We start from the raw sequence: 20,307 nt of genomic DNA, 5'->3' as shown, positions 1-20,307 counted from the left end.
ACGGCCAGCCCTTTCTCACAGTATATCGCGCTCGCGCGCCATGCGGGCGCGCCGCGTCTCGCGGCGGGGCCGGCGTTCGACCGTCTCCAGCCGCGCCGGCAATTCGGCCATGACCGCACGCCGGATTACCGGCGTCATCGCGATCCAGCCGGCGATCTCATCGCGCGTGCGGCCGCAGCCGAAACAGAAGCCGGTTTTCATGTCGATCGAGCAGACGAGTATGCAGGGAGACTCGATGGCGGTCATGCTGTTCTCTTGCCTTCACTCCACATGGTGCAACCGCAAAGCCAATGCAAGCCCTTCGCAATGCGCCGCCGATCGGCGCTTTCGCGGCATTGCCGGGCGGTTGTGCCGGGCGGTCAAGGCGGCTATGCCGCTGCCTATTCCTGCAAAGAGACCGCATCCGACATGACCGCAAAGCCTTTCGATGATTTCCGCACTCTGCTGGCCACACTGCCGCCGGCGGACGCAACCGCCGAAACCCGCGTCCGCGCGCTGTTCGCGCGGGCCGACAAGCCGAAAGCCTCGCTGGGCCGGATCGAGGACATCGCGGCCTGGCTCGCCGCCTGGAGCGGGCGCGCGCCGCCGGCCGTCAACCGGCCGCTTGTGGCGATCTTCGCCGGCAATCACGGCGCTGTGAGGCATGGCATCTCGCCGCGGCCGGTTTCGGCGACCGCCAATGCCGTTGAACTCTGCGCTGCCGGAGGTGCGGCGATCAACCAGATCTGCATCGCCAACGATCTCGGCCTGAAGGTCTTCGACCTGGCGCTGGACATTCCGACCGGCGACGTCACGGAAGAAGCGGCGCTCGACGAGCGCGGCTGCGCCGCCACGATGGCCTTCGGCATGGAAGCGGTCGCGGGCGGCGCCGACCTTCTTTGCCTGGGCGATCTCGGTGTCGGCAATTCGACCATCGCGGCCGTTCTCAGCGCGGCGCTGTTCGGCGGCAAGGGCGCCGGCTGGGTCGGGCCGGGATCGGGCGCCGATGCGGCGATGACGGCGCGCAAGGCGGAAGCGGTCGATCGGGCGCTGGCCTTCCACGGCGCCAGCCTCGGCGATCCGCTCGAAGCGTTGCGCCGGGTCGGCGGCCGCGAGTTCGCGGCGATCTGCGGTGCCATTCTCGCCGCCCGCATGCAGAAGATTCCTGTGCTTCTCGACGGGTTCGTCGCGACGGCTGCCGCCGCGGTTCTGCACAAAGCCAATCCTTCCGCGATCGACCATTGCCTGCTTGCAAGCCTGTCGCCGGAGCCCGGCCACGCCAAGGTTGCCGAACGGCTCGGCCTGCGGCCCTTGCTCGATCTCGGCCTCAATCAGGGCGAAGGAGTGGGGGCTGGGCTTGCCGCCGGTCTCGTCAAGGCGACAGCGCTCACCAGCTCGGGCATGGCGGCAGCCGTTCGGCTTTAGGAGAACCGCTACGCTGGTTCTGAAATTGCCCTAGCGCCGGCGCGCGGCGACGGCCTTGGTCGGCAGCGCGGGCAGTTCTTCCATCACCCGGCTCAACGGGAAGATGGCGATCGCCTCGGTGCCTTCGCGCAGCTTGGAGTGAAGCTCGAACTCGCCGCCATGCATATCGAGCAGGCCCTGCACGATCGGCAGGCCGAGGCCGGTTCCCTGTTCAGCGCTCTTGATGGCGATCGAGCCCTGGCCGAAGGCGGAAAGCACCACCGGGATTTCGTCGTCTGGAATGCCGGGGCCGTTGTCCTTGACGGAGATGTACTGGCCGCCGCCGGCCGTCCAGCCGACGCGCACGCGCACTTCGCCGCCCGACGGCGTGAACTTGATCGCATTGGACAACAGGTTGAGCGTGATCTGCCGGATGGCGCGCTCGTCGCCGAACAGGCGCGGCAAGGTGGTCTCGAACTCCTGAATGACGCGGATGTCCTTGTTGCGGGCTCTCAGCTCCATCATGTGGCAACAGTCCTCGACGATTGTCAGCAGCACTACCGGCTCCTCGTTGAGCTGGTAGCGGCCGGCCTCGATGCGCGACAGGTCGAGGATCTCGTTGATCAGGTCGAGCAGGTGCTGGCCGGATTCGTGCACGTCGTGCGCATAGTCGCGATAGGTCGGGTTGCTCATCGGCCCGAGCACCTCGTTGGCCATCACTTCGGAGAAGCCGAGGATGGCGTTGAGCGGCGTCCGAAGCTCATGGCTCATTGAGGCGAGGAAGCGCGACTTCGCCAGATTGGCGTCCTCGGCGCGCCGTCGTGCCTCGTCGGACATCGATTTCGCCGTCTCAACCTCGGCGATCAGCGCGTCCTTTTCGGAGCGGAAGGAGAGAATCATCCATGAAGCCTGGTTGAGATGGCGCGCGACGTAGCCGAAAAAGGGCAGGGCGGCGACCAGAAGTGCAGCCATGATCCCTTCGATCGGCGTCCAAACACGTGCGACGGCACAGGCATAGACCGCGACCGGAACGGCGAAGGTCGCGAGCAGGGCGCCGCCCAGCGACGATGCCATGACCGCGGTCGTCGCCATGGCGACCAGAAGCACCATGGCCTTGACGACATGGAACTGGTCGACCTGGCATGTTTCGCAGCCCAGCCATGCGAACCAGGCCCAGCCGAGGCCGCAAAGCGCATGGCCGATCAGGAAATCGCGGCGCGTTTGCACCGGGTCGAGCTCGGCCGCTTCCGTACGCTCGACACGCCGCGCCATGAAGGTGACGATTGTGTAGCAAAGCAGCGTGAAGAGAGCCCAGATGGCGACCTGGTTACCCAGGCCCGCGAAGCGGCCGACGGCTGCCACCGCAAGCACAAGCAGAGGAATCGCCGCAGCGCTGACCACCATGGCGCGCGCATGGAGCTTGAGCAGCTCGCGGTCGAAATCAAGATTGCCGGCCTGCTGCGAGAGGCGGTCGCGCGTCCGGCGCACTGCGCGCGCCACATCGCTGTTGCGATGCGGTTTCCTGCGGTCCACAATGAATTTGTCCGCTGTGTCCGAGCGTAGCAAAGGCATGCCAAGTTCAATTTCTGCGCGCAGCGATTTCAGTTCGTTAAGCTACGTTCGAATGATTAAGAGACTGTTTGCCATATGAGCCGTTCCTGGCCGCGAGGACCGCGCCGGCGATATGTTCCGCGGCCTCCGCGAAGCCTTTGGCGCAGGCTGCTGGACTACGCGCTGACCGCGGTTCTGCTTGGGCTGTTCATCCTGGTGGCGGCGCGGCTCGACCGGTTCGAGACGCGCAACGAGCAAGGCACGGCCATCGTCAATGATGGCGATTCGATCACGCTCGGCGCCGAACGCATCCGCATGCGCGGCATCGACGCTCCGGAATACATGCAGACAGGCCGCAAGGATGGGGCCGACTACCCTTGCGGCAAGCTCGCGCGGCAGTCGCTGGTGCGGCTGATCGCCAGCAGGCCGGTTTCCTGCAGCGGCTGGCAGCGCGACCGGTACGGCCGGCTGCTCTGCGACTGCAAGGCGGGCGACACGGACCTCAACCGTGCGCAAGTTCAGGCCGGATGGGCGGTCGCCTTCGGCGACTTCGAAACCGAGGAGACTGTTGCGCGGGTCGCCAAGGCCGGCATCTGGGCCGGCTCCTTCGACGAGCCGCAGGACTGGCGCGACAGCCATCACGATCAGCCGGTCGAGAGAAGCACGGCACGTTGGCTTCGCTTGGCGATGCGCTGCGCGAGTTCTTTCGCTTCTGAGGATGTCGCTTCTGGCGATGCTCTGTTTGATGCATGTCGTTCCCAAAACCGCTGCGCACTTTTGGGCGACATGCATTGAAGTGCGCCCTAAGATCGGGTGAAAGATCGGAGAATGGAATGAAGCTGTTCGATGGCGGGCGCGCGCCGAACCCCAGGCGGGTCCGGGTTTTCCTGGCGGAAAAGGGACTGACCGTTCCCTTGGTGCCCGTTGACATGGGCGCGCTGGAGCATCGCGAGGAGCCGGTGGCGACGCGCAATCCGCTGCGCCGGCTGCCGGTGCTGGAGCTCGACGACGGCACCATCATCACCGAATCCATCGCCATCTGCCGCTATTTCGAGGAGTTGCATCCGGAGCCCGCCCTGTTCGGAAAAGGCGCGCTCGGCAAGGCCATGGTCGAGATGTGGCAAAGACGCATGGAGTTCAATCTCCTAAGCTGCGTGGCCGCTGCCTTCCGTCACATCCACCCGGCGATGAAGGATTGGGAGGTGCCGCAGATTCCTGAATGGGGCGAGGCCAACAAACCCAAAGCCGTCGAATTTCTGCATCTGCTCGATCGTGAGCTGGCCGACAGGGAATTCGCCGCCGGCGATGCCTATTCGGTTGCCGACATCACCGGGCTGATCGCCATCGATTTCATGAAGCCGGCGCGTATCAAGGTGCCCGAGGAATGCGCGAACGTGCTGCGCTGGCACGCTGCGCTCTCCAGCCGGCCAAGCGCCGCTGCCTGAGGCCGCACTTGGACGACTTGCCAAGCATGACCCAAGCGCTGGAAAGCCTCACCACCAGGGTGCGGGCCTGCCGTATCTGTGTCGAGCAGCCGCACGGTCGGCCCCTGCCGCATGAGCCGCGTCCGGTGCTGAGGCCGTCGTCGAGCGCGCGCATCCTGCTCGCCAGCCAGGCTCCGGGCACCAAGGTGCACATATCGGGCATGCCGTTCACCGACGCTTCCGGGGATCGCCTGAGGAACTGGCTCGGCGTCAGCAACGAAGAGTTCTACGATACAAGAAAATTCGCCATCGTGCCGATGGGTTTCTGCTTTCCCGGCCAGGATGCCAAGGGCGCCGACCTGCCGCCGCGCCGCGAATGCGCGCCGGCCTGGCGCGCTGAGCTGATGGCGCTGATGCCCCAGATCGACCTGGTGCTGACGATCGGCGGCTACGCGCAGTCCTGGCACATGGGCCTGGCGCGCGGGCCCTCGCTGACGGAAACGGTCAAAAACTGGCGCGCCATCTGGGACGCGGCCGCCAGCGTAAAAGTGCTGCCGCTGCCGCATCCGTCCTGGCGAAACACCGGATGGCTGAAGAAGAATCCGTGGTTTGAAATGGATTTGCTGCCTTTCCTGCGGTCGGAAATCCGCTATCGCATCGGCTAGGCATTCGGCAAGATATCACTCGCTTTTGCCGCCGTTGGCAGAATTTCTTTCTTGTGAAAGGCCCTGATAAGGGGGATTATAGCGAAACTATTCCCCTGGAGTTCTCCCAATGGACCGCCTAGACAGAAAAATTCTCCGCCTCCTGCAGGAGGACGCGACGCTTGCGGTCGCCGATGTTGCCAAGAAAGTCGGCCTGTCGACCACGCCATGCTGGCGGCGCATTCAGAAGCTCGAGGAAGAGGGAGTCATCAAGCGGCGCGTCGCTATTCTCGACCACGAGAAGGTCAATGTGCGCGTCACCGTCTTCGTTTCGATCCGCACCAATTCGCACAGCCATGAATGGCTGCGACGCTTCTCCGAAGTCATCCAGGAATTTCCTGAAGTGGTCGAGTTCTACCGCATGAGCGGCGACGTCGATTATCTGCTGCGCGTGGTGGTGCCTGACATTGCCGCTTACGACGCTTTCTACAAGCGGCTGATCGCCAAGATCGAGATCCGCGACGTGTCTTCGTCCTTCGCCATGGAGCAGATCAAGTACACGACCGAGATTCCGCTCGACTATATGATCCTGGACAAGGAGTCGGGCGCCAACGCGGCCTGAGCATCGGGCGCTCGCCGCTTCCTGCTATGCATGAAGCGGCGAGATTTAGTTCTTCTTTTTGTGGAGGAAATTCCACGGGGAGTTGACCGGGAGTGTGACGGCGTCGGGCACTGTGTCGGTGCTCGCCACCTCAGCCTTGTGCACGGTGTAGCCGGACTGGACGATCAAGACGCCGTCGAGGATGAAGAGCTGGCTTTTCTCCATGCCTGGCTTCAGCACGCCGGTAACGGAGACCGGCTCATATGCTTCCGACATACTGTAGGGATGCGTCGGCGTGACCAGCACGATCTGGTTCGGCGGTGGCGTCGGCATGTGGCTGCAGGCGCCGGTCCAAGGGACCAGCAGGAACTGATAGACAAGGTCGCCCTCGCGATCGACCGGCAATGCATAGCCGGCCAACTGAATGGTCCTGTCCTGGAGATTGAGCGACAAGGTCTCGCCGTGATCGGGCAGTTTGGCTGCGATCATCGGCAGGTTGGCGTCCTCGGCGACCGCCTGCGTCGCGGGGCGTAGATCCTTCCAGAAGATGTGCGCGGTCTCTGCCGAGGCCTGACTGACGGCAAGGCCAAGTACCGCGGCGATGATCGTGCCTGTGTTGAGAGGGTTGTTCATTGGCTCCATTCTGGCCGGTCCGTAATTGCGAGCGAGTAAAACTGCCGTGATCTCTGAAGCATTTTTTGGCCCGATGAAATTGGTGTGCGCCGCAGAAAAGCTCTAGCGGAAAGTCGCGCGGAAGAAACACCGGGAAATCGTTGCCCACGCCTTGCCTGATCGCGGGAGCGGCGCTGAAAATAGCCCGACAAGCAATGGCAGCGAACCCGCGTCTTGCGATGCCCGACGCGCAAGAACCTGGAGAAGTTCCATGCCGACCAGCCATGATCTTAGCGGACTGATGAAATTTCTTGCCCGTGACGAATGGCGCGAATGCTTTGAGGAAGTTTTCAACGAACATTTCGGCTCAATCCTCGACGAGGGTGAAAGGGAGTTTGAACACCTTGCCGAAGTCCTCGGTGATCACTGGACGAACACCCTTTGGGGTTGCGTTTTCGAGGATTTCCTGACGCAGAAAATTTCGAGGGCGAACCTGCCAACATCGTCGACGAATATCTCAAGCGCCGAGGCTGGAAGGAAAGAGCGCAATCAAGGGCCTACATGGCGGCGCTGCGCACTTCCGTCATGAGCTTGTATGAGGTGAGTAACGTCGTTCCGGGACTGTCTTTCATGGCGCGTGACCTTATCCGCGGCGGCGAGCCGATCGTCCGTCAGCGAGGGCAGCGCGACAAAGACTTTGAAGCAGTGGGACAGGCTTGCCGCGCGGATCGTACCCGTCATGGGCAAAAACGTCATGGCTGGCGGTGTGTTGCCCTTTACCCCGCAGGCCACCGAAACATTGTTCGATGGGCTGCGCGGCCTGTTCGGCAAAAGAAATGCAAAAAAGCTACCCGCCATCAAAGATGACGAGCTGCAGGCGGCAGCATTCATGTTCACGCTCGCATGGTTGTTCGACACCCTTGGAAGGGTGGCGGGGCCCCGGCTGCAAAACACCGATGGCGACGAAATCGTATTCCACAACGTTCGCTTTCCACTTGCACCCGGCGTGAAACAGGAGGACATCGCCGCCCGGTTGAACAATATTCCAGCCTTGTCGCAGGCGGACGCGAAATTCTGGAACTGGCTGGAAGAGACGCCGAAAGGTGGGAACAAACCAAAAGCAGCGGCCGCCCCTACCATAGACACCACGATGGACAACGGTCCGCTCGTGCTGGGTAATGTCGAGTTGATGGGCCGTTTCCTGCATCTGTCGGCCAACTCCGCAGCTCGGGCGACAAGAGGGACGGCTTTGATCCAGCAGGTCCTCGGCGATCTTGTCCGGACACCCCTAACCGAAATCCGAACTGTCGAGCAGATGAAAGCCGAACGACCACGTGAAGGTGCCGAAACATCGCCATCGAACATACCGCCGGAAGTCGCCGAACAGGGCATCCACGAATACTTGGATCGGCATTATCCGGAAACGCTCGATCAGCCGGTCAAAATGTTGGGGAACAAGACGCCGCGTCAGGCCGCCAAAACCACAGCCGGTCGCCGAAAATTTGCCGATTGGCTGAAATATCTTGAAAACCAGACTGCCAAGCGACCTGTTCCGACGGATCCGATGGCAACTTACAGCTTCGATTGGATGTGGGAAGAACTCGGCGTCCACGATCTGCGTCGATAGCACGTTCAGTACCCGCGTCCCGACAACGCTTTGGGGGCCAAGCTCAACGGCTCAGCCGCATCACATGCCTGCGAGTGCCGGCCGTGCCGATCTCTTGAAATCCACGAGCGGTGAACATGTCGCGAAAACCCATGAAGCGGTAGCTCGGTGCAGCCTCGTCGACCGGATAGGCCTCGATCACGCGCGCGCCTTTGGCGAAGGCATGCTTGATGGCTGCGTCCAGCAAGGCCGAAGCCAAGCCGCCGCCGCGCAAGGCCCTTGGGACATAGAAGCAAACGACCGACCAGACGTCCGTCTCGCTATCGTCCTGCTGCCTCGACAGCCTGCGATAGGTCTCGCGCGGCGCGACCGAGCACCAGCCGATCACCTTGCGCGAGCTCGGCGACGATGCGGACCGGCGTGCCGGCATCGATGAGCGCCATCATCATGCGCTTCTTCTCGTCGTTCTCAATGTGCTCGCGGCTGGAATGGCGCCAGGCCATGCACCAGAATATTTCGGCGCGCCGGGTTGCTCGAACAGGCCTTCGAAACGGCTGTGCGTTTCCCGCGTCACCTCAGTGAAGCGGATATGACCGATATCAAGCCTTTCCGGCCGTTCGAGCTGTTTGGCATCCGTCAGTTCCTTGACAGCATCCTTGCCGATCCAGCGCGCCGTCTTGTCGGACGACGCCGCTAATTTTTCTGCAAGCGCAAGGGCAGGGGCATGCAGCGCGACGGATCGCTTGCCGATCTGCCGCAGCGCCCAATTCACCGCCTTGCGAACGAAGTTGCGCGGGTCGCCGGCATGTTTCTCGATCAGCGGCAGATAGGTAAGGAAAGTCGCGTCGGGCTCCTTCTTCAGATGCACCGCGCTCCAGGCCAGCATGGCGAACGCGATGCGGCGAACGAACTCGCGCTCGTCCTCGGCGAATTCCTCGATCAGCTCACGCCAGAACGGCGTGTCGGCGAACAGGTCGGCAACGGTGTCGACGATCTCCCAACTGTCGAAATCGGCGGCCCAGCGCCGGCACAGGGCGACGTCGAGATGCTTAGGCTCGCCGGTGAAGGCCGCTACCAGGCGCGCCTCGCGGATGCCGCTGTCCCAGAGAAGCAACGACCGTTCGTGGTTCTTCTTCAGCTTGCGCGCCAGCGGCCGCAGGTCGGAATTGCCGATGCCGAGCGCGGTTCTCGTGTTGATGCCGAACCGCGCCATACCAGCGCGGTTTTCCTCGGTGCCGATCGAGCGCAAATGGGCGACGATGTCGTCGGCGCTCCAGCTCGGATCGGGCAGGGCCATCGCCGTCTATTTTTCCAGGCGAGCCAGCAGCGAGGACGTATCCCAGCGCCTGCCGCCCATGTCCTGCACATCCTTGTAGAACTGGTCGACCAGCGCGGTCACCGGCAGCCTGGCGCCGTTGCGGTTGGCTTCGGCGAGGCAGATGCCGAGATCCTTGCGCATCCAGTCGACGGCAAAGCCGAAATCATATTTTCCGGCATTCATCGTCTTGTGGCGGTTTTCCATCTGCCAGGAGCCGGCAGCGCCCTTGGAGATCACGTCGATGACCTTCTCGATGTCGAGGCCGGCCTTCTTGCCGAAATGGATGCCCTCGGCCAGCCCCTGGACGAGGCCGGCGATGGTGATCTGGTTGATCATCTTGGTGAGCTGGCCGGCGCCGGCCGGCCCCATCAGCCCGACCATGCGGGCAAAAGCGTCGATGACCGGCTTGGCCCGGTCGAAGGCAGCCTGCTCGCCGCCGACCATCACCGTCAGCACGCCGTTCTCGGCGCCTGCCTGACCGCCGGACACCGGCGCGTCGAGGAAGGAAAAGCCGGCCTTCTCGGCGGCTGCGGCGAGTTCACGCGCGACTTCGGCCGAGGCCGTGGTGTTGTCGATGAAGACGGAGCCCTTCTTCATCGCGGCGAAGGCGCCCTTGGCGCCGATCGTCACCGAGCGCAGGTCGTCGTCATTGCCGACACAGGAGAAGACGAAGTCCTTGCCTTCGGCCGCTTCAGCCGGCGTCAGCGCCAGCTTGGCGCCATGCTGGGCGACCCATTGCTCGGCCTTTGCCGCAGTGCGGTTGTAGACGGTGACGTCGTGGCCGCCCTTGTTGCTGAGGTGCCCGGCCATCGGATAGCCCATGACGCCAAGACCGAGAAATGCAACCGATGCCATAAGCCTGCCTTCCAACAATAGAGAGATTTCAGCGGCGGAAGGTCTAGGCCATGCGAAAAATTCGTCAAGGTGCGCAGAGCCGCATCGACTGGTGCAGACCGGAGCCAGAGCGGCCCAGTTTAGAGAACCGCTCTAAAGCGCGTCGCGCTGGAACGGATTCAGGCAACGCGCTTTAGGTCTTGTTTTATGCATGTCGTTTTCGCAAAACCGCTGCACACTTTTGCGCGACATGCATTAATTTTGTTTTCCGCGATTCCGGACGGAAAACCGCCACCCACTTTCGTGGAATAGCTCAGGCGCTCTATCGTTTGAGGTGAATGGTGATCCGGCGCTCGATCCATTCGACGCCGTGACGCAGGATCTCGACCAACACCAGATAAACGATCGCCACCCAGATATAGGCCTGGATGTCGAAGGATTTTGCGTAGGCGAGCTTCGCATTGCCCATGAGATCGTAGACGGTGATGATGGCGACGATCGCCGAAGCCTTGATCATCAGGATGAGTTCGTTGCCGTAAGGCCGCAGCGCCACGATGATCGCCTGCGGCATGATGACCTTGCGCAGCGTCTGCAGCTTGTGCAGCCCGAGCGAGGCCGCACCCTCCCATTGGCCTCGCGGAACGCTTTCGATGGCGCCGCGCAGGATTTCAGCCTGGTAGGCGGCGGTGTTGAGGGAGAAGGCAAAGACGCCGCAGTAGAACGCCTCGCGGAAGAACCACCACAGCCCGATCGTTTGCAATTCCGGCCGGAAGGAGCCGACACCGTAATAGACCAGATAGGTTTGCACCAGCAGCGGCGTGCCGCGGAAGAAATAGACGTAGCAATAGGCGAGCCCGGACAGGATCTTGTTCTTCGACATGCGTCCGTAGGCGACGGGCAGCGACAGAATCGCGCCGGTCACCATCGAAATGGCCACCAGCGACAGGGTGGTTCCAAGTCCTTGCAGATAGGCCGGCGCGTATCTGGCGAAGAACTCGGCATTCCAGGCGTGGACGAGGTAGGCCACGATGCCAAGGCCGAAGAGCACCCACAGGCCTACCAGCGCATAGCCGACGATACGCGCGCGCGGCCAGCCGCGTGCCTGCGGCGGCGGTTTGTCGATGGCGATAGCCTGGCTGACGCTCATCGCGCTTCCCTCCGCCCTAGCGAGCGCAGGATATAGCCGGTGACGATCGACGACAGGATGGCAAGCACAAGGAAGACCAGCGCCGCGACGCTATAGAACAGGAAGGAATGCTTGGTGACGCGGGCTGCGACGCCGGCATTGCGCAGCGTCTCAGCGAGGTTGACGACCGAGACCAGCGAGGTGTCCTTGAGCAGGCTAAGCCAGCAATTCTCGAGACCGGGGAAAGCGATGCGCAGCAACTGCGGCAGGATCACCAGTCGCATCGTCTGCCATTTCGAAAGGCCGATCGCGTAGCCACCCTCATACTGGCCCTTGGGAATGGCGCGAAAGGCCGAAAGAAAAACCTCGCTGGCGTAGGACGAGAAGATCAGCGAGAGCACGATCATGCCGGCAATGAAGCTGTTCACGTCGACCGTCGCATCCGGATTGAACAACCGGACAAGGTACTGCAGCAGCAGCGGCATGCCGAAGAAGAACAGGAATAGCGTGACCAGTTCGGGCAGGCCGCGAAAGACGGTGGTGTAGATGTTGGCCGCAAGCCGCAGCGAGGGCTCTTCTTGCTGTTTGGCGAAGGCGACGAAAAAACCGATCGTCAGGCCGATCGGCAGCGTGGCAAGCGCCAGCGCAATCGTGACCAGCACACCAGACGCAATGTCGTCACTCCAGCCATCCGGTCCCCAACTGAGAAGTGTCCAAATGCTTTGGGCTGGCATTGACGGGTCTGTTCTCCGTGGCGATCCCGTAATGAAAGAAGGGCGGTGAGGTCTTCCTCACCGCCCTTTGAGCGCAATGATCAGGACTCGGCGCCGTAGACGTCGAACTTGAAGTACTTGTCGTTGATTTCCTTGTACTTTCCGTTCTTGCGGATGGCGTCGATCGCGGAATTCAGCTTGTTGACCAGATCGGTCTCGCCCTTGCGCACGGCAATGCCGGCGCCTGGTCCGAAGATATCGACCGGCTGCGGCGAGGGCTGGCCGAGGATCTTGCAGCAGGCGCCGTCAGGCGAATCCAGCCACTGTTGCAGCACGACGATGTCGTCCTCGATGGCGTCGAGGCGACCGTTGGCGAGATCGGCCTGTTCCTCGGGGCTGCTCGGGTAGCCCTTGATCGTGCTGTCGGTATAGGTCTTCGAGGCATAGTTGAAATGCGTCGTCGTGGTGGCGACGCCGATCGCCTTGCCGGCGAGGTCCTCCTTGGTCACGCCCTTGAGAGGCGAATCCTTCGGCACGGCGATCGCCGAGGGCGTGTTGTAGTATTTGTGGGTGAAGTCCACCTTTTCCTGCCGCTCGGGCGTGATCGACATCGAGGCGACGATGGCGTCGAACTTGCCGGCCTGGAGCGCCGGAATGATGCCGTCCCAGTCCTGAGCGACGAAGGTGCACTTCACCTTCATTTCGTCGCAGAGGGCCTTGGCGATGTCGATGTCGAAACCGACCAGCTGGCCGTCCGAGGTCAGGTTGTTGAAGGGCGGATACGCGCCTTCGGTGCCGATCCTTAGGGTCTTCTCCTGAGCCTGGGCAACGCCAAGTGTCAGCAGCGCGGCCGAAGCGGCGAGCGCGATACGCAGTGCAATACGCATGATAATCCTCTCATATTGTCCATGGCCGCTGTCCCGTGCGGCTCTTGTGGGCGGAGCTACTTTGTCCGCCCGCTGCGCGGGATACTCCCACTCTTTCGAAGAAAAAAGCAACTGCAAAACAACAGCAAACGACAACCGCCATCTGCCCTTGCGTTACTTGGTCTGAGCACTGAGACCGGTCGCGCGCTCGACAAAGTCGGCTATCGATTTCGTATCGTCGAGGTCGAAAACGGGGAGGGTTTCGCCTTCGACTTTGAAATCCGCAGCGATGGCGACGATGTTCGGGTCGTTGATCGAAAGCGGCGTCCGGTCCTTGGCCTCCAGCCGTCTCGCCTCGATCTTCTTGTGCGCCTCGCGCTTGTAGCCTTCGACGAGCACGATGTCGCAGGGCGCCAGGCGCGACAGGATGTCGTCCAGCGACGGCTCGCCCTCGTTGCGCAGCTCGTGCATCAGCGCCCAGCGCCGGCCGGACACGACCGCGACCTCGGTTGCGCCGGCCTGACGATGGCGAAAGGAGTCCGCGCCCGGCTTGTCGATGTCGAAGTCATGATGGGCGTGCTTCACGGTCGAGACCGTCCAGCCGCGCCGGACCAGTTCGGCGACCAGCTTTTCGGTCAGGGTCGTCTTGCCGGAGTTCTTCCAGCCGGTGATGCCGAATACGCGTCTCATGGCTGGAGGCTTTGCAACAGACGTTCGGCCTCCGCAAGGTCGTCCGGCGTGTTGATGTTGAAGAACGGGTCGATCCGCTGGCCTTCGGCTTCGATCATCGGAAACTCCACCTGGACAAAACCGTGCCGTTCCATGAAGGCCGAAACCCGGCGATTGTCCTCGTCGACCAGGAAATGGCGCAGGGCATCGCGCAGGCCAAGCGGCCAAAGCGCAAAGGTCGGATGCCATCTGCCGTCAAAACTGGCGACGGCGATCGCGCCCGGCCGTTCGTGAGCGGCGGCGACCAACCGTTCAACGAGATCGCCGGGGAAGAACGGCGTGTCGCCGGCCGCGCTTAGAAGCGACCGGCAAGCCGTGTTCGTTGCCGCCCATTCGAGGCCGGTCAAGATGCCAGCCAGCGGGCCGGCATAGCCGGACACCGTATCGGCGACCACCGGAAGGTTCATGTCGGCAAAGCGCGCGGGGTCGCCATTGGCGTTGAGCGCCAGCGTGCCGACCTGAGGCTTGAGACGCGCGGCGACATGGTCGATCAGCCTGCCTTTGCCCAGCGGCAGAAGGGGCTTGTCGCCGCCGCCCATCCGGCGCGACTGGCCTCCCGCCAGGATGATGCCTGCAATGCTCCGGTCCATCGGGCCTATATGCCGTCCGGCGCCATGTCCGGTCCAGCGCTTTCGGCGGCGGGCTGCCGCCTGCCGACGACGCGTTCACGGTAGAGCGCATAGAGGCCGGAGCCGATGATGATCGCGGCACCGACGATCATCGGCAGGTCGGCGATGTCGCCGAAGATGACGAGGCCGAGCAGGATCGACCAGAGTAGCGCCGTATACCGAAAGGGCGCGATGAAGGAGATGTCGCCGGAGCGCATCGCCATGATGATGAACTGGTAGCCGATGAGGACCAGCACAGCCGCCAGCGCCAGCAGCGCGGTTGCCCGGCCGGACATCGGCGTCCAGCCGCCCATCGGCGACAGCAGCAGCGCGCCGAGTGCCGTCATGGCCAGAGCTGTCGCGGTCGATACCAGCATGGTCGGGATCGCCTGCGGGATGCGCTTGGTGGCGAGGTCGCGCACCGCGCAGCAGACAACGCTCGTCAGCGCCAGCAGCGAATAGACGCTAAAACCCTCGAACCCCGGCCGCACGATGATCAGCACGCCGGCAAAGCCGACGGCGATGGCTAGCCAGCGCCGCCAGCCGACACCTTCGCCGAACACCAGTGCGGCGCCCATCGTCACGGCGAGCGGCAACGCCTGCAGAACGGCGGAGACATTGGCGATCGGCAGATGCGCCAGCGCGACGAGGAAGGAGACCGTGGCGCCGGCTTCGCCGGCGACGCGCACCGCGACCATGGGCTGCATCCTGGCGCGGGGATCGGAAAGCGCGCCGCGACGCCAAGCAAGCAGGCCGACGAACAGCGATGCGAAAGCGCCCCGCACCAGCATGACCTGCGCCATGTTCATGGATTCGGAAGAGAATTTGGTGATCGCGTCGTTAAGGGTGAAGCCGACCATGGCCACGACCATGAACAGCGCGCCGCGAAGATTGGGCGAAAGAGGCAAGGGCGTTTCCAGATTTTAGACCAAGCCTGTAGCAGGCAGCCGGAAAACAGCAACGCCAAAGAAATGGGCCACGGAACTTTCCGTGGCCACAATATCGATCTGCAACGGCGGCCGATGCTTATTTCGGCGTCAGCACTTCGGTGCCGTTGCCGTTCTGGCCGGCGATGGTCCACAACCCGTGCAGCGAGCCGTCTTTCTCCACCTTGTGGACGACGAGGCCGATTTCCTTGCCCATCACATAGCCGGCTGAAAAGGCATTGTCGTTGCGCATGCAGATGCCGTCGGAGGACGAGCCGCCGGTTCCCAATGGATCGTGCAGGTGGTGTCGCTGGTCAGCGTGATGGTTGCCTCGCCACCATACTTCGAACCGTCGAAATTGGTGCCGGCGACGGTGTAGGTGCCACCGATCGACTGAGCGGCCGCCGGCACCGATGCAAGTCCAAGCATTGCAAGTGAAGCCAAGAATTTGCGCATGAGAATTCCCCCTAGGTGCGAAATCGCTTCCGGAGGCTAGGCCGGAACGGGTCGGCGGTAAATCCGGGCGCAAGTCCGCGCGGAAGCTTCATTCGCAACGCGTCGCGCGCCTCAAGGGCCGCGCAGGCTGGCGGCGATCGCGCTGGCCAGCGGATCGTATTTCGCCTTGAGCGACGAAGGATATTCGACCCAAACGGTGCGGATGACGCCGTCCTTTCCGAACAGGCGCCGCTCGTAAAAGACCTTGTCGCCCTTGACGCCGGAGAGCACTGCCCAGTTCTTGCCGGTCTTGCTGTAGGTGATCTTGTAGCCCGGTCCGGTGTTTGCCTTTTCGCCGGCGACGAAGCTCTTCGGCGTGTCGTTGTCGATGTTGTAGATGCCGGAGCAGGTCAGGCTGGCGCCGTCGGGCGCGCTCCATTGCTGCCCGTCGCCATTCTCCGGCTCGGCTTCGGTGATGCTGAATATCTCGTCGGGGAATGTGCAGGAGGTGCCGAAGCGCGCATTGACGTAGGTGAATGGCTTCGCGATTGCCGTCGTCGTCGCAATCGGCAGCAACGACAAGGCGATCGCGAAAGGCGCGCCCCAGGTGAGATGAAGACGTTTCATGGTGCCCCCTAGGTCAGTGACCAAGGATAATCCTGCACCAATTTCCGGGAAAAATCAGCCGCCGGTGACGCTCATATGGCGCGATACGGAGGGACGGCGGGTACGGCGGTCGATGATGAAATCATGGCCTTTCGGCTTGCGCCCGATCGCCTCGTCTATGGCCTCGCTAACCAGCTCGTTGCTTTCGGATGCGCGCAACGGTGCCCTCAGGTCGGCGGCATCCTCCTGGCCGAGGCACATATAGAGCGTGCCGGTGCAGGTCAGTCTCACGCGGTTGCAGCTTTCGCAGAAATTATGCGTCATCGGCGTGATGAAGCCGAGCCTGCCACCGGTCTCGGCGACATGGACATAACGGGCAGGGCCGCCGGTCTTGTAGGGGATGTCGGTCAGCGTGAATTGACGCTCGAGCGAGGCGCGCAGCAGCGACAGCGGCAGGTACTGGTCGGTGCGGTCGGCGTCGATCTCGCCCATCGGCATGGTCTCGATGACGGTCAGATCCATGCCGCGGCCGTGCGCCCAGCGCAGCATCTCGGGGATTTCGGCGTCGTTGAAGTCGCGCAGCGCCACAGCATTGAGCTTGACCTTCAGGCCCGCGGCCTGCGCGGCATCGATGCCTTCCATGACCTTGCCGAGATTGCCCCAGCGGGTGATCTGGCGAAACTTGCCGGCGTCGAGCGTGTCGAGCGAAACGTTGATGCGCTTGACCCCACAGTCGGAGAGCTCGGCGGCAAAGCGCGAGAGCTGCGATCCGTTGGTGGTGAGCGTCAGCTCTTCCAGCGCGCCGCTTTTGAGATGTCGCGACAACTGGCGCACCAGATGCATGATGTTCTTGCGCACCAGCGGCTCGCCGCCGGTAAGTCTCAGCTTCCTCACACCTTTTTCGATGAAGACGCTGCAGAGCCGGTCAAGCTCCTCGAGCGAGAGCAGATCCTTCTTAGGCAGGAAGGTCATGTCCTCTGCCATGCAATAGGTGCAGCGGAAATCGCAGCGGTCGGTAACCGACACGCGCAGATAGCTGATCGTGCGACCGAAGGGGTCGATCATGTCCATTTGCAAACGCTTCCCGTAGCCTGAACGGCGTCGTTATATATAGCTATGTGATACGATCTAACCGCGCATTCAAGATAGAAGGTCTTGATCTTTGGTAACATCCCCCGACCGACATCGCGTGTCGGCTGCCTTCTAGGACCTTTCCGCACCGCGCAAAGCGGCGTAGGGAAGGGCGCAATCTCACGCAGGACCAAATATGACGGCGCCGAAGGAACTGAGGGTCTCCAAAGACCGCAAGCTGCTCACCGTGACTTTTCCTGGACGTCAACCATTCGAGCTGCCGGCGGAGCTTTTGCGCGTTGCCTCGCCTTCGGCGGAGGTGCAGGGCCATTCGCCGGAACAGCGGGTGACCGTGCCCGGCAAGCGCAACGTGGCGATCCTCAAGATCGAGCCGGTCGGCAACTACGCGGTGCGCATCACCTTCGACGATTTCCACGATACGGGCATCTTCACCTGGAACTATCTTCATACGCTCGGCCATGAGAGGGAGGAACGCTGGAACGCCTATCTCGCCGAGCTTGCCGAGAAGGGGCTTAGCAGAGACCGCTAGCCTAGCGTCCGGAAATTCAATCTCGGCAGCCGACCGTCGTCAAAGCGTCATGGACATGGAGTAGCGCCGGCAAAAGGTAAGGAGGCGAAAAACATGTCGCTCATCACGTCGGTCGAACAGCTCGAGGCCCTTTACGGGCTGCCTGGCGAGGCCTCGATCGTCAAGGAACTCGACCACGTGATTCCTGAATATGCCGCCTTCATCGAAGCCTCGCCCTTCGTGGCGCTGGCGACCAGCGGGCCGGAAGGGCTGGACTGCTCACCGCGCGGCGATCTTGCCGGCTTCGTGCGCCTTGTCGATGAAAAGACGCTGATGATGCCCGACAGGCGCGGCAACAACCGTGCCGATTCGCTGAAGAACATCATTCGCGATCCGCGCGTCGGGCTGCTCTTCCTGGTGCCGGGTTCTGGTACGACGCTGCGCGTCAACGGCCGCGCCCACATCACCACCGATGCCGAACTTTGCGCGTCCTTCGCCGTCGACGGCAAGCCGGCTCGGTCGGTCACCGTGATTTCGGTCGACACCGTCTATTTCCAGTGCGCCCGCGCCATCGTGCGCTCGGAGCTCTGGAACCCGGCGAAGCATGCCGACCCGAAGTCGCTGCCGACGCCCGGGCAGATCCTCGAGATTACCAGCCGCAAGACAATCGACGGCGTCACCTATGACAAGGAATGGCCGGAGCGGGCGAAGAAGACGATGTGGTGATTGGGAGCCTGGGCTTAGGCTTCCTTGAGCACGTCGGCGATCTTGCGCATCTGCTCGCCGATCATGTCGCACTGTTCGGGCGTCGACTGGCTCATCGCCTTCTCGATCAGCGCCATATGCACCTTCAGCGCTCGCATCAGCAGAGCCTCGCCGGCTTCGGTGAGATTGAGCCGCAGCACCCGCTTGTCCTTCTCGTCGCCTTCGCGCCGCAGCAGACCTCGCGCCTCGAGCTGCGGCAACAGCATGGTGACGTTGGAGCGGCCGACAAGCAGCTTGCGGGCAAGGTCGTGCTGCGACATGCCGGGATGACGATAGAGGTTCATCAGCACGTCGAGCTGGGCCGGCTTCAAGTCGAGCGGCGCGAGCTTCGTCGCCAACGTGCGCTCCAGCACATGGCAGGCGCGCGCCACCGCAACCCAGTTGCGAAAGCGCGGATTGTCCCAGGGCAGCTCTTGTTTAATGTTCATGTTTGAACTATTATGTTCATGCTTGAACGAATGGATGGACCGCCACTATGGCATCATTTGGATTGAAGGTCATCCGGGGCGTGTTCGGCGCGGCCGAGCATATCGCTCCGCGTCTCAGCGGTCGCGCCGCGTTCGAATTGTTCTGCCGCACGCCAAACGTCAAGGCGCTGAGCGACGGCGAGCGCCGCGCCGTCGAGCGCGCTGCCGGTTTCATGGCCGAGGCGCGCCATCACCGTCTGAAAACCAAGACAGATTGCGTTGCGGTGCACGAGTTCCGGCCGGAGCCGGGCAGGGGCTCTCGCGGCACAGTGCTCATCATCCATGGCTGGCGCTCGCGCACCGAATATATGCGCACGCTGATCGAGGGATTTCGCGAGGCCGGCTTCAAAGTTGTCTCGCTCGACCTGCCGGGGCATGGTCATTCGCTCGGCCGCCGTCTCAACATGGTGAACGCGGTCGACGCGGCGCGAGTCGCCGGCGAGTGGTTCGGTCCGTTTGTCGCCGCCGTCGGCCATTCCTTCGGTGGCGCGATCGCCGCCAACGCGGTCGCCGCCTCCGTGAAAGGCATGCCGCCGCTGGCGGCACAAAAACTGGTGCTGATCGCTGCGCCCAGTTCCATGCCTGCGATCTTCGACGATTTCAGCCACAGGCTCAATGTCGGGCCACGTTCCCGGGTCGCCATGGCGGATCGGGTGACGCACCTGTCGGGACGGCCGCTCAGTGAATTCACCGGCGACCGCCAGCTTGCCGAGGCGCCGGTGCCGACGCTGATCATCCATGCGCCGGACGACCGCGAAGTCCATGCCGATCACGCAAAACGATATGCGGAAGCCGGCGATCATGTCCGCCTGCATTGGGCCGAAGGACTTGGCCATCGCCGCATCCTCGCCGACAAGGATGTCGTCGCGCGCGCCGTGGGCTTCGTCACCGAGGAACGCCAGTCGGCGCTGCATTGAAAATGGTTGCGGGAGAATCCTGCCGCGGTCTTCCGTCCGGAATTGCGAAAAACCCGGTCAGTCGGCTTTCTCCTTCTGACCCGGCTCGACCGGCAGGCCGGCGGCCTTCCAGGCGGTGTAGCCGCCAAGGATGTGCTTGACCGGCGTGAGGCCCATGTCCTGCGCCGTCTTGGTTGCCAGCGCCGAGCGCCAGCCTCCGGCGCAGAAGAAGACGAAGGTCTTGCCCGAGGCGAAGAACGGCTTGTGGTAGGGGCTTTCGGGGTCGATCCAGAATTCGAGCATGCCGCGCGTTACATGCTTGGCGCCGGGGATCTTGCCGTCGCGCTCGACCTCGCGAGGATCGCGCAGATCGACGAAGATCGTGCCGTCATCCTCCAGCAGCCCGGCCGCTTCCTCAGGCGACACCACCTCGATCTCGGCATTCGCCTCATCGAGAAGTTCGCGATATCCCTTCTTCACTGCATATCCTCCCGGCCATGGCTCGAGGCCGCTGGAATTTCGATCACAAAGACCGCGATTTGTCACGGACCGATGTTTGTCACGCCCGGGCGCCGGCCGACCCCGAGGCCGCTTCGT

The 20,307-nt window shown here is 62.8% G+C and carries 26 protein-coding genes and 1 pseudogene; 10 read left to right on the top strand and 17 right to left on the bottom strand.

Features of this window, described 5'->3' with window-relative positions; translation table 11 throughout:
- Positions 1-15: 15 nt before the first annotated feature.
- Positions 16-246 carry a DUF1289 domain-containing protein gene (locus tag AU465_RS06715; protein WP_192245156.1) on the bottom strand — a complete coding sequence of 77 codons (231 nt, stop codon included), beginning with the start codon at positions 244-246 and terminating at the stop codon, positions 16-18.
- A 162-nt stretch (positions 247-408) separates the two neighbouring features.
- On the opposite strand from AU465_RS06715, the gene AU465_RS06710 reads away from it, so the two are divergent.
- Positions 409-1,404, top strand: coding sequence for a nicotinate-nucleotide--dimethylbenzimidazole phosphoribosyltransferase (locus tag AU465_RS06710; RefSeq protein WP_192245154.1), 996 nt, complete (start codon positions 409-411; stop codon positions 1,402-1,404).
- A 30-nt stretch (positions 1,405-1,434) separates the two neighbouring features.
- Here the strand turns inward: AU465_RS06710 and AU465_RS06705 are convergent, their stop codons facing one another.
- Positions 1,435-2,955 carry a sensor histidine kinase gene (locus AU465_RS06705; protein WP_192245152.1) on the bottom strand — a complete coding sequence of 507 codons (1,521 nt, stop codon included), beginning with the start codon at positions 2,953-2,955 and terminating at the stop codon, positions 1,435-1,437.
- Positions 2,956-3,030: 75 nt separating this feature from the next.
- On the opposite strand from AU465_RS06705, the gene AU465_RS06700 reads away from it, so the two are divergent.
- From AU465_RS06700 to AU465_RS06685, 4 genes are all read left to right on the top strand, one after another.
- Entirely contained in the window at positions 3,031-3,729 is a 699-nt protein-coding gene (locus AU465_RS06700; RefSeq protein WP_246505900.1) for a thermonuclease family protein, read from the top strand.
- A gap of 38 nt (positions 3,730-3,767) precedes the next feature.
- A complete protein-coding gene (locus tag AU465_RS06695) occupies positions 3,768-4,379 on the top strand; it encodes a glutathione S-transferase (RefSeq protein WP_192245150.1) in 612 nt (203 codons plus the stop codon).
- Positions 4,319-5,023 (top strand): uracil-DNA glycosylase family protein, encoded by a 705-nt coding sequence (locus AU465_RS06690; RefSeq protein WP_192245148.1) that lies wholly within the window; start codon positions 4,319-4,321, stop codon positions 5,021-5,023. The genes AU465_RS06695 and AU465_RS06690 overlap by 61 nt, the downstream gene beginning before the upstream one ends.
- 109 nt (positions 5,024-5,132) lie before the next feature.
- Positions 5,133-5,624 carry an Lrp/AsnC family transcriptional regulator gene (locus AU465_RS06685; protein ID WP_066992738.1) on the top strand — a complete coding sequence of 164 codons (492 nt, stop codon included), beginning with the start codon at positions 5,133-5,135 and terminating at the stop codon, positions 5,622-5,624.
- A gap of 45 nt (positions 5,625-5,669) precedes the next feature.
- On the opposite strand, the gene AU465_RS06680 is transcribed toward AU465_RS06685, so the two are convergent.
- Positions 5,670-6,236 carry a DUF3299 domain-containing protein gene (locus AU465_RS06680; RefSeq protein WP_192245147.1) on the bottom strand — a complete coding sequence of 189 codons (567 nt, stop codon included), beginning with the start codon at positions 6,234-6,236 and terminating at the stop codon, positions 5,670-5,672.
- Between the two features lie 250 nt (positions 6,237-6,486).
- On the opposite strand from AU465_RS06680, the gene AU465_RS37400 reads away from it, so the two are divergent.
- Both AU465_RS37400 and AU465_RS06675 read left to right on the top strand, forming a co-directional pair.
- On the top strand, positions 6,487-6,804 hold the full coding sequence (locus tag AU465_RS37400; protein WP_312891220.1) for a hypothetical protein: 318 nt from the start codon (positions 6,487-6,489) through the stop codon (positions 6,802-6,804).
- Positions 6,805-6,912: 108 nt separating this feature from the next.
- Positions 6,913-7,842 (top strand): hypothetical protein, encoded by a 930-nt coding sequence (locus AU465_RS06675; protein WP_312891219.1) that lies wholly within the window; start codon positions 6,913-6,915, stop codon positions 7,840-7,842.
- A 43-nt stretch (positions 7,843-7,885) separates the two neighbouring features.
- Here the strand turns inward: AU465_RS06675 and AU465_RS06670 are convergent, their stop codons facing one another.
- The 12 genes and pseudogenes from AU465_RS06670 to moaA all read right to left on the bottom strand — a co-directional run bounded on the left by AU465_RS06670 (position 7,886) and on the right by moaA (position 17,053).
- Positions 7,886-8,251 carry a GNAT family N-acetyltransferase gene (locus tag AU465_RS06670; protein WP_192245146.1) on the bottom strand — a complete coding sequence of 122 codons (366 nt, stop codon included), beginning with the start codon at positions 8,249-8,251 and terminating at the stop codon, positions 7,886-7,888.
- Positions 8,252-8,434: 183 nt separating this feature from the next.
- Positions 8,435-9,118: pseudogene (locus AU465_RS06665) on the bottom strand (DNA alkylation repair protein); the annotation flags it as partial.
- 6 nt (positions 9,119-9,124) lie between these two features.
- Positions 9,125-9,994, bottom strand: a complete 870-nt coding sequence (locus AU465_RS06660; protein ID WP_192245142.1) for an NAD(P)-dependent oxidoreductase — start codon at positions 9,992-9,994, stop codon at positions 9,125-9,127.
- Between the two features lie 301 nt (positions 9,995-10,295).
- Positions 10,296-11,120 carry an ABC transporter permease gene (locus AU465_RS06655; RefSeq protein ID WP_192245140.1) on the bottom strand — a complete coding sequence of 275 codons (825 nt, stop codon included), beginning with the start codon at positions 11,118-11,120 and terminating at the stop codon, positions 10,296-10,298.
- Positions 11,117-11,833 carry an ABC transporter permease gene (locus AU465_RS06650; protein WP_192245138.1) on the bottom strand — a complete coding sequence of 239 codons (717 nt, stop codon included), beginning with the start codon at positions 11,831-11,833 and terminating at the stop codon, positions 11,117-11,119. The genes AU465_RS06655 and AU465_RS06650 overlap by 4 nt, the downstream gene beginning before the upstream one ends.
- A gap of 80 nt (positions 11,834-11,913) precedes the next feature.
- Positions 11,914-12,699 (bottom strand): ABC transporter substrate-binding protein, encoded by a 786-nt coding sequence (locus AU465_RS06645; protein ID WP_192245136.1) that lies wholly within the window; start codon positions 12,697-12,699, stop codon positions 11,914-11,916.
- A gap of 153 nt (positions 12,700-12,852) precedes the next feature.
- On the bottom strand, positions 12,853-13,368 hold the full coding sequence (gene mobB / locus AU465_RS06640) for a molybdopterin-guanine dinucleotide biosynthesis protein B (RefSeq protein ID WP_192245134.1): 516 nt from the start codon (positions 13,366-13,368) through the stop codon (positions 12,853-12,855).
- A complete protein-coding gene (gene mobA / locus AU465_RS06635; RefSeq protein ID WP_192245132.1) occupies positions 13,365-13,997 on the bottom strand; it encodes a molybdenum cofactor guanylyltransferase MobA in 633 nt (210 codons plus the stop codon). The genes mobB and mobA overlap by 4 nt, the downstream gene beginning before the upstream one ends.
- A 5-nt stretch (positions 13,998-14,002) precedes the next feature.
- Positions 14,003-14,923 (bottom strand): DMT family transporter, encoded by a 921-nt coding sequence (locus tag AU465_RS06630; protein ID WP_192245130.1) that lies wholly within the window; start codon positions 14,921-14,923, stop codon positions 14,003-14,005.
- A gap of 118 nt (positions 14,924-15,041) precedes the next feature.
- Entirely contained in the window at positions 15,042-15,194 is a 153-nt protein-coding gene (locus AU465_RS37710; RefSeq protein ID WP_246505898.1) for a hypothetical protein, read from the bottom strand.
- Between the two features lie 314 nt (positions 15,195-15,508).
- Positions 15,509-16,003: a hypothetical protein gene (locus AU465_RS06620; protein ID WP_192245128.1), complete on the bottom strand. Its 495-nt coding sequence runs from the start codon at positions 16,001-16,003 to the stop codon at positions 15,509-15,511.
- Positions 16,004-16,057: 54 nt separating this feature from the next.
- On the bottom strand, positions 16,058-17,053 hold the full coding sequence (gene moaA, locus AU465_RS06615; RefSeq protein ID WP_192245126.1) for a GTP 3',8-cyclase MoaA: 996 nt from the start codon (positions 17,051-17,053) through the stop codon (positions 16,058-16,060).
- Positions 17,054-17,249: 196 nt separating this feature from the next.
- On the opposite strand from moaA, the gene AU465_RS06610 reads away from it, so the two are divergent.
- Together AU465_RS06610 and AU465_RS06605 are read left to right on the top strand one after the other, a co-directional pair.
- Positions 17,250-17,603 carry a gamma-butyrobetaine hydroxylase family protein gene (locus tag AU465_RS06610; protein ID WP_192245124.1) on the top strand — a complete coding sequence of 118 codons (354 nt, stop codon included), beginning with the start codon at positions 17,250-17,252 and terminating at the stop codon, positions 17,601-17,603.
- A gap of 93 nt (positions 17,604-17,696) precedes the next feature.
- On the top strand, positions 17,697-18,308 hold the full coding sequence (locus AU465_RS06605; protein WP_192245122.1) for a pyridoxamine 5'-phosphate oxidase family protein: 612 nt from the start codon (positions 17,697-17,699) through the stop codon (positions 18,306-18,308).
- Between the two features lie 14 nt (positions 18,309-18,322).
- On the opposite strand, the gene AU465_RS06600 is transcribed toward AU465_RS06605, so the two are convergent.
- Positions 18,323-18,775 carry a MarR family winged helix-turn-helix transcriptional regulator gene (locus tag AU465_RS06600; RefSeq protein ID WP_192245120.1) on the bottom strand — a complete coding sequence of 151 codons (453 nt, stop codon included), beginning with the start codon at positions 18,773-18,775 and terminating at the stop codon, positions 18,323-18,325.
- A gap of 47 nt (positions 18,776-18,822) precedes the next feature.
- On the opposite strand from AU465_RS06600, the gene AU465_RS06595 reads away from it, so the two are divergent.
- Entirely contained in the window at positions 18,823-19,731 is a 909-nt protein-coding gene (locus AU465_RS06595; RefSeq protein WP_192245118.1) for an alpha/beta hydrolase, read from the top strand.
- 57 nt (positions 19,732-19,788) lie between these two features.
- Here AU465_RS06595 and AU465_RS06590 read toward each other — a convergent pair whose 3' ends face one another.
- Entirely contained in the window at positions 19,789-20,190 is a 402-nt protein-coding gene (locus tag AU465_RS06590) for a rhodanese-like domain-containing protein (protein ID WP_192245116.1), read from the bottom strand.
- Positions 20,191-20,307: the final 117 nt, after the last annotated feature.

Origin of the sequence: Mesorhizobium silamurunense (assembly GCF_014843905.1) — a bacterium.
Taxonomy (GTDB): Bacteria; Pseudomonadota; Alphaproteobacteria; order Rhizobiales; family Rhizobiaceae; genus Mesorhizobium; species Mesorhizobium silamurunense.
Note: the sequence above shows the minus strand (reverse complement) of the source record. Positions and strands in the feature narration are given on the sequence as shown.